A 13,645-nucleotide genomic window follows, 5' to 3' on the forward strand; every position below is an offset into this window, starting at 1 on the left:
GACGCTGTAAATTGCCCAGAACATGATCGCGCAGGCCGCCCCCAAGCGTTTCCAAGTTGAGGTAATTCCTCAGCACATTCAGCCACAACACCAAGTTTCTCATTCAGAAAAAAAGCCCCGCAGCAAAAGGTGCGGGGCCGGATTTGTTGTTAGCAGTTTTGCTTATTCCTCGGCTTCTTCGTCACCCTGATCGGCGATCCATGCGACGCTAACGACCTCTTCGCCTTTCCCGGTGTTGAACACCCGCACGCCGCCCGCGCTGCGCGACCGGAAAGAAATGCCGTCGACCGGAACCCTGATCGACTGCCCCTTGGAGGTGGCCAGCATGATCTGATCGTCGATCTCGACCGGGAACGAGGCCACAAGCTCTCCGCCGCGCATGGCTTTGTCCATCGCCGCAACGCCCATGCCGCCACGCCCGCGCACGGGGTAATCGTGGCTGGAACTCAGCTTGCCTGCACCGCCCTTGGTGATCGTCAGGATCAAGTTTTCGGCTGCCGACATCTCGGCGTAGCGTTCCTGCGGCAGAACACTATCTGCGTTGCCTTCCTCGTCATCGCCCTCGGCCTCATCGGTGACACCGGCCATCAGGCGGCGCATCTTGAGGTAAGCCGCGCGCTCGTCCGAGCTCGCGTCGAAGTGACGGATGATCGACATCGAAACAACCTCATCCTCGCCGTTCAGGCGCACGCCCCGCACACCAACCGAGGATCGGCTGTTGAACACCCGCACATCCGTGGACGGGAAGCGGATCGCGCGGCCGGATTTGGTAACCAGCATCACGTCGTCATCTTCGGAACAGATGCGCGCGTTGATCAGCTTGGTGTCGGCGTGCTCGTCCTCGAACTTCATGGCGATTTTGCCATTGCGCTTGACGTTGGTGAAATCCGACAGGCGGTTGCGCCGCACGGTGCCCGCGCTGGTGGCGAACATGATCTGCAGGTTTTCCCATTCCTCATCCGGCACATCCACTGGCATGATGGCTGCGATGGAGACACCGGTCGGGATCGGCAGGATATTGACGATCGCCTTGCCTTTGCCGGTGCGCCCGGATTGCGGCAGGCGCCAGGTTTTGAGCTTGTAGACCATGCCGTCCGTGGTGAAGAACAGCAGCTGCGTATGGGTGTTGGCCACGAAGAGGGTGGTGACTACGTCCTCTTCCTTGGTCTGCATTCCCGACAAGCCCTTGCCGCCACGCTTTTGCGCCCGGAAATCGGCAAGCGGCGTGCGCTTGATATAACCGCCCGAGGTGACGGTTACGACCATGTCTTCCCGCTCGATCAGGTCTTCGTCTTCCATGTCGCCGGACCAGTCGACGATCTCGGTGCGACGGGGGACGGCAAACTGCTCACGGACTTCGCGCAGCTCATCGCCGATGATCGACATGATGCGTTCGCGTGAGGACAGGATATCGAGGTATTCCTTGATCTTGGCCGCCAGTTGCTCCAGCTCGTCCGTGACCTCTTTGACGCCCAGTTGGGTCAGTCGCTGCAGGCGCAGTTCCAGAATGGCGCGGGCCTGAACCTCGGTCAGGTTATAGGTGCCGTCGTCGTTCATCTTGGACAGAGGATCGTCGATCAGACGCAGGTAGCCCTCGATCTCGGCCGCAGGCCAACGGCGCGTCATCAGTTTCTCGCGCGCCTCAGCCGCGTCAGCCGACGAACGGATGGTGGCAACCACTTCGTCTACGTTCGAAACGGCCACAGCCAGACCACACAGGATATGGCTGCGTTCCCGCGCTTTGCGCAGGTCATAGGCGGTGCGGCGGGCGACGACATCCTCACGGAAGTCGATGAACGAGGTCAGGAACCGGCGCAGAGTCAGCTGCTCGGGCCGACCACCGTTCAGCGCCAACATGTTGCAGCCAAAGGACGTCTGCATCGGCGAGAAACGATAAAGCTGGTTCAGCACCACCTCAGGCGTCGCATCGCGTTTCAACTCGACCACGACACGTACGCCGTTGCGGTCGGATTCGTCCTGCACATGAGCGACGCCTTCGATGCGTTTTTCACGCACCGCCTCGGCGATCTTTTCAATCATCGAGGCCTTGTTCACCTGATAGGGAATCTCGTCCACGACGATGGCGTAGCGGTCCTTGCGCAACTCTTCCACGCGGGTCTTGGCGCGGATGATGACGCTGCCGCGTCCTTCCAGATAAGCTTTGCGCGCACCGGACCGACCCAGCATGACGCCGCCGGTCGGGAAATCAGGGCCGGGGACGTATTCGATCAGTTGCTCCGACGTCAGGTCCGGATCGTCGATCAGCGCCAGCGTGGCGTCGACCACCTCACCTAGATTGTGCGGAGGGATATTCGTCGCCATACCCACGGCGATACCGCCGGCACCATTGACCAGCATGTTCGGGAACCGGGCGGGCAGGACGGTCGGCTCTTTATCCTTACCGTCGTAGTTGTCCTGAAAATCGACCGTCTCTTTTTCGATGTCGGCCAGCAGAGAGGCGGCGGGCTTGTCCATCCGCACTTCGGTATATCGCATGGCCGCCGGGTTATCGCCGTCCATCGAGCCAAAGTTGCCCTGACCGTCAAGCAGTGGCAGCGACATCGAGAAATCCTGCGCCATCCGCACCAGCGCGTCATAAATCGCGCTGTCACCGTGCGGGTGGTATTTACCCATCACATCGCCGACCGGACGGGCCGATTTGCGATAGGCCTTGTCATGGGTGTTGCCGGTTTCGTGCATCGCGTACAGAATCCGCCGGTGCACCGGTTTCAGCCCGTCGCGCAGATCAGGGATCGCGCGGCTGACGATGACCGACATGGCATAATCCAGATAGGACGTGCGCATCTCGGATTCGATAGACACCGTCGGACCGTCATAAACGGGGCGCTCGGGCGGGGTTTCATCCATGTTTTCTGGGGTTTCTGGCGTATCGCTCACGTAAACTGCCCGATCTTTAGCTTGGGTCTATATCTTGTGGATGCACTCTATCAGACCCGGCACATAAGGTGCAAGCAAGCTGATCATTTCCGCCGAAAAAGCCAGGGTAACAGTTGGGTAACATATTGTTATCCAAGTATTAGGTGGTTTCCGTGCTACCCTAAAGAGACCTTGCAATAAACTTGGAGGTCTGAATGACGCAAAGCGAAACCGAATTGATGCTGAAAGGGTACGGGCTGACAACGGCGGAATTCTTCTATCACATGCCCGACTATATCCACGTCCTGAACACGTTCATCTGGCAGGATTACGATCTTGCCCCGGACCATCCGAAACTGTTCGATTTCATCGAATTCTGGCAGCGCGAGATCGACGGCCCGCTGCATTCCGTGCGCTATACGCATCGCAAGATGATCGCGCCGGGCGAATGGCGCAACATGGTGGGTGAGTTTCGAGTAAACTAGCGGATCAGCCGACCCGCCATGCATAGACTGAGCAGCCGGTTGAACCGCTGCCTGTAAAGCTGTTGCCATCTTCGGACAGGCGTCCACGCCAAGTCACCGTTATGCCCGGGAAGTAATCTGTACCGCTGAGTTGCTGATCGTTCAGAAAGACCACAGTGTTGGCGTTCTGTCCCAATGAATCAGTGAGGCTTCCGGTAAACTTATTCCCGCCCGCGTTGGCATAATTGATTGATCCCGTAACCTTGATGACCAAGGCGCAGGTCGCTTTGTATTTCCAGCTTCCGGTCAGGGTCACAGCCGGTGCTGTCGGTGTTCGGGCAGAGGCCACGGCTTTGCAAACCGTTCCGCTTTTTGCGTCAAGCTCCTCGAGCGCGTGTTTCGTGCCCAGATCATCAGCGCCCAGCTCCGAGCCACTGGCGGACAGATAGTTGGCAAAAGCGCGTCGGGTCCTGGGGCCGGCGATTCCGTCCGCTCCACCGGCGCTACATCCAAGCCTGTTCAATGCAGCTTGTGTTTCGCGCATGACCTTAATGTCATCGGAAACAACTGGCAGCTCATTGTCGAAGGGAACAGTGTCATCGGTCTGCGTTAAGGTATCTGAGCTGACCAAAACCTCTCGGAGTTGCAGTGCAACTTGATAGGAATAGTCATCAGATTGATCCGAGTAGTTTTCAAGAAACGTGTCGAAAGCGGCAATCGTGCCGACGGACCGCGCAATGCTCAGATCGGCGCGAATATCCGTTACGGGCGCCGCTGCGGCTGCTGTTGTCTCCAGAGCGGCGGGCGTGAAATAGAAATCACCCAGCAATTCGTCATAATACGCAGGGACTTGGTTATGCTGAACGGTCCGGGAAAGGTCGCGCACTTCGGTGCGCAGGTCGGCGACCATACTGCGCAATTCCAGCCCGGGTTCTGACAGACGCGGCAGCAGGGCGCGGGTGAACACCGAGTTTTGCGCCGCGTCCTCATCGCTCAGCCGGTCCAGGGCCATCTGGCCAGCGCCAGCCGAGAAAATCACAAACATCCCTTGCGGTGTGTTGATCCGACCAAGACCACGTGTTCCGCCGATGCTGCGCCCATTCGTCGTTTCAAAAGGGTTGTCGCGGCATGCATCGATGATCGCGATAGAAGTTCGCGCACCAGTGGCGCGCACACGATCCAACAGGCTCGACAGGGCTATGGACTCGGCTTTTACAAAGCCGGTCTCGCCGGACGTGGGGGTTACAATGTCGGTCGGCAGCAGATAGTTCTCTCCGTCGATTTCAACGCCATGTCCTGCGAAGAAAACAAACGCGGTATCGCCCGCATCCAGTTGGGATGTGAATTCTGAAATGCGCTGGTTCATACCACGACGATCAAGGTTGAGGCCGGTGATTGTCTGGAAGCCCAAACCTTGCAGTTTTTCCGAAACTGCCTCGGCATCGGCCACGGCCTTTTGCAAATCGACCACCGTATCGTAGCTGTCATTTCCGATGACGAGGGCCAGACGCTCTTGCGCGAACAAGGGCATGCCAATGACCGCAAACCAAACGATCCAAAACCATTTCATCCGGGCTACCTTTCATCAGTCGACCTGCGGAAAACATAGCGTGTAGTAGTGAAAAGGTCAGTGACTTCGATTACATTGCCTTGTCGGGCATGGATCGTAGATTTTGAAGCGTGTTTGCTTATGATCTGTTTTCAAGAGTGACCGTTCGAGGAGGAGCAGATGAACAGGTTAAGTTTCGTGATCGCAGTCGCGACCATGTTGGGCAGTCCGGTTTTGGCGGACGGCATAATGGGAAACCTGAAAAAAGGGGCCGAAAAGGTCGGGCAAACTGTCGGCAAAGGTGTCGATGCGGTTGGTGATACCGTAGATTCGACTACTGAACTTTTGTCAAACGAGGCCACACCGGAAGAAACGCGTGCCAAGTTAGACGCTATGGCCAGCCAGATCTTGAACCAGCTCATGGTCGAAAACCCACAGGCTCAGGCGCTATATGACATTAGCGCAGGGTATGCTGTGTTTGATTCCCGTAAAATCACTGTATTCCCGGTTGCCGCAGGTTACGGGCGTGGGGTGGCCGTTTCGAAAGAAACGGGCGAGCACACCTACATGAACATGGGCACGGGCGGTGTAGGAGCTGCGCTTGGCATTGGCGGATTTGAAACGAAATATGTGATCCTGTTCGAAACTCAGGCAGATTTGGACAAGTTTATCGACCAAGGATACGATGCAACTGCAGAAGCCGAAGCCATGCACGGCTACGAAAAAGAGGGCGACACCCTGCGTTTTACCGATGGGCGGTCATTCTTTGTGCTCAGTAAAAAAGGCTGGCGCGTGTCCGCAGGGGCTTCGGGAACAAAATACTGGAAGTCTCCTGAACTGAACTAGCCTGAACAGCTCGCACCACCCAACACGCAAAACTTGGCGCAATGAGGATGGTTCAGATGCACGTCCGCTTCGGCTTCGGCCAGAGTGGACCCCATTTCGAACTCGGGCTCATACGCCAACAAGGTGCAGGCCAGAACCGCGGGCTTTTCCGCGCCTTTGCGTTTCACGACCATCCGAGCATTTGAACACATGACGGCTTCGGGGGATTTGTCTAGAATGCCCCAACAAGCTGTTGTGATCTCGGGTACTTCGATGGTTTCATCCATTTCGGGGAACAGAACGGTTTGAGCCGGGTTCTGCGCGTCAATGTCAAAACCGTGTTGCTGGAAGAATGACGCATATCCGGTACGGCTGTCAGCATCACTGTCGCCCCACACCGTACGACCGGCAACTGCCATCTGAAACCCGTTGTCGCGCAACCACTCCATTCCGGTTACTGTCTTGGCAAAGCTGCCTTTGCCGCGCTCCTCATCATGCAGGGCAGGGTTGTAGTGGTCGACGGAAATCCGAAGGGTCAGCTTATCCCCATAATCTTGCTGCAACGCCAGCAGTCCGTCGCGCATCTTCCGGCGCATCATTGGCACCATCGCATTGGTCAGAATCAAAACCTCATAACCGCGTTCAAGAGCGGCGCGGGTCATGTCGATCATCTCGGGGTTCATGAACGGCTCGCCGCCGGTAAAGCCGATCTCGCGTATGGGCCAGTTTCGCTGTTCGATCTGGTCCAGATAGTCGCGCACTTCGTCAGCAGTGATATAGACCAGTGCGTCATTGGTCGGGCTGCTGAGGATATAGCAGTTCTGGCATTCGATGTTGCACAATGTACCAGTGTTGAACCACAACGTTTCGGGGTTCTTCAACGCCACCGTCGCACGGGTTTGCCCGTCCGCCGTTACCAATTTGTCCTGAAATTTGCCGATATTGGCGCTGCTTGGGGCGTTGTCTTTCATTCCGGTATCCGGTTCTTTGAAGTCATGTCACTGAATTAGCTGTTTGATATGGGTTCGTTAAGTGCGACATCAACGACCTGACAAAGTTTTGAAGATGAGGACAATGGCCCCGATGGTTGCGCTAACATTGGACATAACCCAGAGGGCAAGGTAAGGAAAACACATGGTTTCTCGTGTTATCCCTGTTGACCCCTTCGACCTGGTCATATTTGGCGGAACCGGTGATCTTGCGCAGCGCAAGATCCTGCCGGCCCTGTTTCGCCGGTTTTGCGCCGGGCAATGGGCCGAGGGCGCGCAACTCATCGGGGCTGCGCGGACCAGTTATGACAGCGTTTCGTTTCGCAAAGTCGTCCGCGAATCGCTTTTGAAATTCGCTGCAAAGCAGTGCAAAAACGGTCCTGCGTTAGAGGCATTTTTGCAGCGTATCGATTATGTCGCGCTCGACGGTTCGTCAAAGGATGGGTGGGCGCAATTGGCGGACAAGCTCAAACCCGAGCGGGTCCGGGCGTTCTACTTTTCAGTAGGGCCAAACTTGTTCGGACCCTTGGCCGAGAGGATCGAGGCTCATGACCTGATTTCACCATTGACGCGGATCGTGGTGGAAAAGCCTTTTGGCCATGATCTGGCCAGTGCTCAGGCGTTGAACGCGACTTTGGCCGCTCATTTCTCGGAAAAACAGATTTACCGGATCGATCACTACCTTGGAAAAGAGACGGTCCAGAACCTGATGGCCGTGCGCTTTGGAAACATGCTGTTCGAACCGCTCTGGAACAGTCAATATGTCGATCACATCCAGATAACGGTGGCCGAGTCCGTCGGGATTGACGGGCGCGAAGAGTATTACGAGCGCGCGGGTGCGATGCGTGACATGATGCAGAACCACCTCATGCAGCTGTTGTGCCTGATCGCGATGGAGCCTCCGGCGAAGTTTGACCCCGACTCCGTGCGGGACGAAAAACTCAAGGTAATCCGCGCTCTGGACCCGGTCGAGCCGCACCATATCGTTCGCGGCCAGTTCGAGGATGAAGATACCGGGTATCGCCAAATCGTAGGCAATCCGCGCTCGACCACGGAAAGCTATGTGGCGCTGAAGGCGCATGTCAGCAATTGGCGATGGGCGGGCACTCCATTCTATTTGCGCACCGGCAAGCGGTTGGTCGCGCGGTCTTCGGTGATCAACGTAATGTTCAAGGACGCGCCGCACTCGATCTTTGGCGCTGACGCCGGCCGGCACGCGAATGTCTTGTCAATCCGGTTGCAACCAAACGAAGGCATTACCTTGAAGGTGACGATCAAAGAGCCGGGGCCGGGCGGAATGCGTTTGGTCGACGTGCCGCTGGACATGAGTTTTGCCGAGGCATTGGGGCCGGAAAATCAGGACCCACCCGACGCTTATGAGCGGTTGGTGATGGACGTCATACGCGGCAACCAGACCCTGTTCATGCGCGGCGATGAGGTCGAGGCCGCATGGGCCTGGACCGATCCGGTTATTGCAGGTTGGCAGGCGCGCGGCGATGTGCCGAAACCATATGATAGCGGCAGCACAGGTCCGGGCGACGCCGAGCTGCTGATGAAACGAGACGGTCGCCGCTGGCAAGGAATAAACCCATGAAAATTCAGGAATACCCCGACCGGGACATGCTGGCTATCGACGTTGCCAACGCGTTGGCCGGAGAGCTTGAGGCCGCCTTGCTGCACCATGACATGGTCTCGTTCGCGGTGCCCGGTGGCACCACGCCGGGGCCGATCTTTGACGGATTGTGCGCCGCTGATCTGGAGTGGGACCGCGTTCGCATCCTGCCCACCGATGAACGCTGCGTCCCCGGTGACAGCGAGCGTTCGAATGAACGACTGATCCGTCAACGCTTGCTGACAAATCGCGCTTCGGTCGCGCAATATGTTCCCCTGTATGTCGACGGTAAAGACCCGGACGCAGTTCTGCCCGAGATCGAAAGCCTTATCTCCCCGGTTCTGCCCTTGTCTGTCCTGGTTCTGGGCATGGGCGAGGACATGCACACTGCCTCGCTGTTTCCGGGGATGGAGGGGCTTGCCGCTGCCTTGGACAGTCACGCACCACCGCTGGCCGTTGCGCGTACACAGACCCAGCCCGAAGCACGCATTTCGCTGACGGCACCCGTACTGGACGGAGCGCTGTCCAAGCATCTGGTTATTTTCGGCGCGGCCAAGCGCGACGCTTTGAACAAGGCGATGGCCTTGCCGCCGGAAGAGGCACCGATTGGCGCTGTTCTCAGCGGTATGACAGTTCATTGGGCGGAGTGAGGCGATGAAACTGGATGATCTCAAGAGTCTGTCGGACGACAGTAAGACCATTCTGCAGCTGTTCGATCAGCACCCCGACCGGGCGCAGGCGTTTTCAGCCTCAACCGGTGATTTGTTGTTCGACTATTCCAAGACCCAGATTGACGCCGATATTCGCACAGCTCTGATCGGTCTTTGCGACCAATCGAATCTGGCTGATCGTCGTGACGCCATGTTCTCGGGCGCTAAGATCAACGAAACCGAAGGCCGCGCGGTTTTGCATACAGCGCTGCGTAACCTCGACGGTGGCCCGGTCGAGGTCGACGGGCTGGATGTCATGCCCGACGTTCTGGAAACTCTGCAACAGATGCGGGTCTTTGCGGAAGAAGTGCGTGGGGGAACCTATGCTGGGGCAGGGGGCAGTTTTACCGATGTGGTGAATATCGGCATTGGCGGGTCCGATTTGGGGCCGGTGATGGCGACGCATGCGCTGTCGCCGTATCACGACGGCCCTCGGCTACACTATGTATCCAATGTGGATGGGGCGCATATCGCAGATATTCTGCGCCAGCTGGACCCGACGCGTACTCTGGTGATTGTGGCCTCGAAAACCTTCACAACGATCGAAACCATGACCAATGCCCGTACGGCACGGGCTTGGATGTCCGAGGGGGGCGGCGATCCGGCACGCCAATTCGCTGCCGTCTCAAGCGCCATGGACAAAACCCGGGCCTTTGGCATTCCCGAAGAGCGCGTGTTCGGGTTTGCCGATTGGGTCGGTGGGCGGTACTCGGTTTGGGGGCCGGTGGGCTTGCCGGTGATGATCGCCGTGGGATCGACCGCGTTTGACGCATTCCTGCGCGGCGCTCAGTCGATGGACGTTCATTTCCGGGCCGCCGATTGGATCGAGAATATGCCTGTCATGCTGGCCCTTGTGGGTATATGGCATCGGCAAGTGCAGGGGCACGCCAGCCGAGCGGTTTTGCCCTATGATCAACGTCTTCTGCGTCTGCCCGCCTATTTCCAACAGCTTGAGATGGAGTCGAACGGCAAATCCGTCGCGATGGATGGTTCAACCTTGGATGTATCCTCGGGGCCTGTGGTCTGGGGGGAACCCGGAACCAACGGTCAGCATGCCTTTTACCAACTGATCCACCAAGGCACCGACGTGATCCCGTGCGAGTTCATGGTCGCAGCCCAAGGGCACGAGCCTGAATTGGCCCATCATCATCGCTTGTTGCTGTCCAACTGTCTGGCGCAATCCGAGGCGTTAATGCAAGGTCGATCCTTGGAGGAGGCGCGAAGCCGGATGGCCGCCAAGGGGCTGGACGGGGCCGAGCTAGAACGTCAGGCGCGCCACCGTGTTTTTCCCGGTAATCGTCCGTCGACCACATTGATCTATCCGCAGCTTACACCGTTTGTGCTGGGTCAGATCATTGCGCTTTATGAACACCGCGTCTTTGTTGAAGGTGTTCTGCTGGGTATCAACTCGTTCGATCAATGGGGTGTCGAACTGGGTAAAGAGCTTGCGACCTCGCTGGGTCCGATCGTGGACGGAGAGGAAGACACCGCTGGAAAAGACGGTTCGACTGCCGCTTTGGTCGAATACGCGTTGCGACACCGGGCTGAGTGACCCTCAGCTTGCCGCCGTGCGGACGCATAAACCTGTTGTAAGGCAATGGATTGCTTGGCAGGGTTTTCCCAATCACTTGGTCTTTCAACTGGCCGAGCTAATATGTGGTGCCGCCGACAAGAAGCGGTATCAATAAAGGGAGGATGTCCATGCTAGGACAAATGATGACGCAGCCGCTGCTGATCTCGTCGCTCATTGTGCACGCGGATCGGTACCACGGCCAGACCGAGATCATCTCGGTCGAGACAGATGGGTCGGTGACCGAAAGCAACTGGTCACAAGTGTCCACGAACGCGCGCAAGCTGGCGTCGGCGCTGACGGCATTGGGGCTAGACCCTCAAGCGCGGATCGGAACCTTGGCGTGGAACAATCGTCGGCATCTAGAAATCTATTATGGAACCTCTGGTGCCGGGTTTGTCTGTCATACGATCAACCCCCGCCTTTTCCCTGAACAGCTGACTTACATCATCAACCACGCGCAGGACCGTGTGCTGTTCTTCGACGCGACCTTTATTCCTCTGGTCGCGGCGTTGAAGGACCATTTGACCGAGGTCGAACACTTTGTTCTGATGGGACCGCGAAACGAGGATGTGATTGCCCAAGTCCCCGGTGTTCAGTTTTATGACGAGCTGATCGAGACAGGCGACGCGGGCTTCGAATGGCCGAGTTTTGACGAAAACACCGCATCCAGCCTGTGTTACACCTCTGGCACGACCGGAAACCCCAAAGGGGTGCTGTATTCCCATCGCTCGACTGTGCTGCATAGCTTTGGTTCAAACACGCGCGACGTGATCGGGTATTCGGCGATGGATGTGGTCATGCCTGTAGTGCCGATGTTCCATGTGAACGCGTGGGGCTCACCCTATGCTTGCGCCATGTCGGGGTCTCGCATGGTTCTGCCTGGGCCGGATCTGCATGGTGAAGCATTGGTCAAGCTGATCGACGCTTATGGTGTGACGCTTGCAATGGGGGTTCCGACGATCTGGCAGGGCTTGTTGGCCTATGCACAGAAATCGGGCAGCAAGTTAGACAGCCTTGAACGTACTGTGATCGGCGGCGCCGCGTGCCCACCGTCGATGATTGAGACATTCCGCGAAACCTATGGCGTGGACACGGTTCATGCTTGGGGCATGAGCGAAATGAGCCCGCTTGGAACCGCGAATTACCCCTTGGCAAAGCATGGTGACCTGCCAATCGAAGAACAACACAAGCTGCGCGAAAGCCAAGGACGCCCGTGTTATGGGGTCGAACTGAAGATCGTGGACGATGACGGGAACGAACTTCCAAATGATGGAGAAACGCAAGGTGATCTGATGGTGCGCGGCCATTGGGTTTTGGATAACTATTTCCAGATGCAGGATGATGATCTGCTGCAGGATGGTTGGTTTGCTACTGGCGATGTCGCCACGCTGGACCCAGACGGTTACATGACCATTCGGGACCGATCCAAAGACATCATCAAGTCGGGTGGCGAGTGGATCAGTTCGGTTGAGCTGGAAAACATCGCCGTGGCTCATCCCAAACTGGCTACGGCTGCCGTCATTGGCGTTCCCCACCCGAAATGGGATGAACGCCCTTTACTTGTTGCGGTCAAGGCTGAAGGCCAAGACCCGAGTGAAGATGAGCTGTTGGCGTTTTTTGACGGTAAGATTGCCAAATGGCAGGTGCCGGACAAGGTGGTCTTTGTGGATGCACTGCCGCTGAACGCGACGGGAAAGGTGCTTAAACGCAATCTGCGCGCAGATTTCGAAAACGCACTGACAGCTTAGGTCCGTAGAACTAGAGAGAATGGCTCCGGCGGTAGGGATCGAACCTACGACCAATTGATTAACAGTCAACTGCTCTACCGCTGAGCTACGCCGGAACGGTTCGCGCCGTATAGCAATCACAATCTCTGCCGTCCAGAGGGGAGAGGGAAGTTTTTTGACGAAAAAAATTCGACCGCAGGACGACGATCGTTTCATGCCAAATCAGTGTGCCTTCGAAGGGGATTTGGCTCCGGCGGTAGGGATCGAACCTACGACCAATTGATTAACAGTCAACTGCTCTACCGCTGAGCTACGCCGGAACTGAGGGCCGTATAACAACCTCGAAAATTGCCGTCCAGAGGGGAACGACCCGAAATAACGAAAAATTTTTCTGATCATGCAATTCGATGGAATTCGGCGTCTATAGCTAGGTTCCCTTTCGGTGAAGCCATTGATTTTACGGTTAAATCGACCAAATGAGCGAACACGTTGCGTTCGGCGGCAGGAAGCAACGCTTTGGGAGTTTCGATGTAGATACGCTCAGCCAATTGTCTCGCCGTGCCGGGTTGATCGGCAAGCGCACCCAGAATCTGTGCCTCGCGTGTCAGGCGATGCTGTATCAGCCAATCCAGCCGGGCAGCTGGATCAGTGATAGGAGCACCGTGTCCTGCGTGAAAGGTTGACCAAGTGCGGTCGCGCAGACGGTGACAGGCTTGCATAAAGTCCGTCAGATCTCCGTCCGGGGGTGAAACCAATGAGCTGGCCCATCCCATGACATGATCGGCGGTGAAACAGGTATCACCCCAGCCCAAAGCGATGTGGTTGCCCAAGTGCCCCGGGGTATGAATGACTTCAAGCTGCCATTCGTCACCTTCGATGGTTTCGCCATCGGCGAGTTCGATATCCGGACGAAAGGCGGTATCGATTCCTTCGCCGCCTCCGGCCAGGCCCCGTTGCGCCAGGTCCGCCATCACTGTACTGCGCCCGGCTTCGGGGCCTCCAAAAGCCAGAATCGGCGCGCCGGTGCGCCGCGCCAATAGAGCGGCGAGCGGAGAGTGATCCAGATGGGTATGCGTGACGATGATATGGCTTATGCGTTGACCCGCTTGAAGGGCGGATAGAATCGCGTCCAGATGTGTCTCGCTCATCGGTCCGGGGTCGATGACCGCGCAATCCTTTGTGCCCAGCAAATAGGTATTCGTCCCGCGATACGTCATCGGCGACGGGTTCGGCGCCAGAATGCGCCTAAGCCCGGTTTGTAATTCGACCGCTTGGCCGGGCGGTGGGTTGAAATCATCGGGGGCCTGCATTCTGCGCTC

Annotated in this window: 10 protein-coding genes and 2 tRNA genes; 6 read left to right on the forward strand and 6 right to left on the reverse strand. The window is 57.2% G+C overall.

Annotated features, from left to right (window positions below; translation table 11 throughout):
• Nucleotides 1-162 precede the first annotated feature (162 nt).
• Nucleotides 163-2,898, reverse strand: coding sequence for a DNA gyrase subunit A (gene gyrA / locus GOW48_RS08355; RefSeq protein WP_170752886.1), 2,736 nt, complete (start codon nucleotides 2,896-2,898; stop codon nucleotides 163-165).
• A gap of 194 nt (nucleotides 2,899-3,092) precedes the next feature.
• Here gyrA and GOW48_RS08360 point away from each other — a divergent pair, with 194 nt between their 5' ends.
• Nucleotides 3,093-3,362, forward strand: coding sequence for an usg protein (locus GOW48_RS08360; RefSeq protein ID WP_170752888.1), 270 nt, complete (start codon nucleotides 3,093-3,095; stop codon nucleotides 3,360-3,362).
• Nucleotides 3,363-3,366: 4 nt separating this feature from the next.
• Here the strand turns inward: GOW48_RS08360 and GOW48_RS08365 are convergent, their stop codons facing one another.
• Nucleotides 3,367-4,911: a caspase family protein gene (locus GOW48_RS08365; RefSeq protein WP_170752890.1), complete on the reverse strand. Its 1,545-nt coding sequence runs from the start codon at nucleotides 4,909-4,911 to the stop codon at nucleotides 3,367-3,369.
• Between the two features lie 159 nt (nucleotides 4,912-5,070).
• On the opposite strand from GOW48_RS08365, the gene GOW48_RS08370 reads away from it, so the two are divergent.
• Nucleotides 5,071-5,736: a lipid-binding SYLF domain-containing protein gene (locus GOW48_RS08370; RefSeq protein WP_170752892.1), complete on the forward strand. Its 666-nt coding sequence runs from the start codon at nucleotides 5,071-5,073 to the stop codon at nucleotides 5,734-5,736.
• On the opposite strand, the gene GOW48_RS08375 is transcribed toward GOW48_RS08370, so the two are convergent.
• On the reverse strand, nucleotides 5,733-6,686 hold the full coding sequence (locus GOW48_RS08375; protein WP_170752894.1) for a radical SAM protein: 954 nt from the start codon (nucleotides 6,684-6,686) through the stop codon (nucleotides 5,733-5,735). The two genes, GOW48_RS08370 and GOW48_RS08375, sit on opposite strands and share 4 nt — an antisense overlap.
• Before the next feature lie 163 nt (nucleotides 6,687-6,849).
• Between GOW48_RS08375 and zwf the strand changes: the two genes are divergently transcribed.
• The 4 genes from zwf to GOW48_RS08395 all read left to right on the forward strand — a co-directional run bounded on the left by zwf (nucleotide 6,850) and on the right by GOW48_RS08395 (nucleotide 12,347).
• The gene (zwf, locus tag GOW48_RS08380) at nucleotides 6,850-8,298 is read left to right on the forward strand and encodes a glucose-6-phosphate dehydrogenase (protein ID WP_170752896.1); all 1,449 of its coding nucleotides are present in this window, start codon (nucleotides 6,850-6,852) and stop codon (nucleotides 8,296-8,298) included.
• Entirely contained in the window at nucleotides 8,295-8,966 is a 672-nt protein-coding gene (gene pgl / locus GOW48_RS08385) for a 6-phosphogluconolactonase (protein ID WP_170354309.1), read from the forward strand. Before zwf ends, pgl begins: the two co-directional genes overlap by 4 nt.
• A gap of 4 nt (nucleotides 8,967-8,970) precedes the next feature.
• Complete coding sequence (gene pgi, locus GOW48_RS08390) at nucleotides 8,971-10,578, forward strand: glucose-6-phosphate isomerase (protein ID WP_170752898.1); 1,608 nt, start codon at nucleotides 8,971-8,973, stop codon at nucleotides 10,576-10,578.
• 149 nt (nucleotides 10,579-10,727) lie between these two features.
• Nucleotides 10,728-12,347 (forward strand): long-chain-fatty-acid--CoA ligase, encoded by a 1,620-nt coding sequence (locus tag GOW48_RS08395; RefSeq protein ID WP_170752900.1) that lies wholly within the window; start codon nucleotides 10,728-10,730, stop codon nucleotides 12,345-12,347.
• Between the two features lie 20 nt (nucleotides 12,348-12,367).
• On the opposite strand, the gene GOW48_RS08400 is transcribed toward GOW48_RS08395, so the two are convergent.
• From GOW48_RS08400 to GOW48_RS08410, 3 genes are all read right to left on the reverse strand, one after another.
• A tRNA-Asn gene (locus tag GOW48_RS08400) sits at nucleotides 12,368-12,442 on the reverse strand.
• A 129-nt stretch (nucleotides 12,443-12,571) separates the two neighbouring features.
• A tRNA-Asn gene (locus tag GOW48_RS08405) sits at nucleotides 12,572-12,646 on the reverse strand.
• A 75-nt stretch (nucleotides 12,647-12,721) separates the two neighbouring features.
• Entirely contained in the window at nucleotides 12,722-13,636 is a 915-nt protein-coding gene (locus GOW48_RS08410) for an MBL fold metallo-hydrolase (RefSeq protein ID WP_170752902.1), read from the reverse strand.
• Nucleotides 13,637-13,645 lie beyond the last annotated feature (9 nt).

The organism is Ruegeria lacuscaerulensis, assembly GCF_013033355.1.
GTDB lineage: Bacteria > Pseudomonadota > Alphaproteobacteria > Rhodobacterales > Rhodobacteraceae > Ruegeria > Ruegeria lacuscaerulensis_A.

Excerpts from the sequence above, each read along its gene's own strand:
- GOW48_RS08360 (WP_170752888.1), top strand. The coding sequence starts at position 3,093 with ATGACGCAAAGCGAAACCGAATTGATGCTGAAAGGGTACGGGCTGACA.
- GOW48_RS08365 (WP_170752890.1), bottom strand. The coding sequence starts at position 4,911 with ATGAAATGGTTTTGGATCGTTTGGTTTGCGGTCATTGGCATGCCCTTG.
- GOW48_RS08370 (WP_170752892.1), top strand. The coding sequence starts at position 5,071 with ATGAACAGGTTAAGTTTCGTGATCGCAGTCGCGACCATGTTGGGCAGT.
- GOW48_RS08375 (WP_170752894.1), bottom strand. The coding sequence starts at position 6,686 with ATGAAAGACAACGCCCCAAGCAGCGCCAATATCGGCAAATTTCAGGAC.
- zwf (WP_170752896.1), top strand. The coding sequence starts at position 6,850 with ATGGTTTCTCGTGTTATCCCTGTTGACCCCTTCGACCTGGTCATATTT.
- pgl (WP_170354309.1), top strand. The coding sequence starts at position 8,295 with ATGAAAATTCAGGAATACCCCGACCGGGACATGCTGGCTATCGACGTT.
- pgi (WP_170752898.1), top strand. The coding sequence starts at position 8,971 with ATGAAACTGGATGATCTCAAGAGTCTGTCGGACGACAGTAAGACCATT.
- GOW48_RS08395 (WP_170752900.1), top strand. The coding sequence starts at position 10,728 with ATGCTAGGACAAATGATGACGCAGCCGCTGCTGATCTCGTCGCTCATT.
- GOW48_RS08410 (WP_170752902.1), bottom strand. The coding sequence starts at position 13,636 with ATGCAGGCCCCCGATGATTTCAACCCACCGCCCGGCCAAGCGGTCGAA.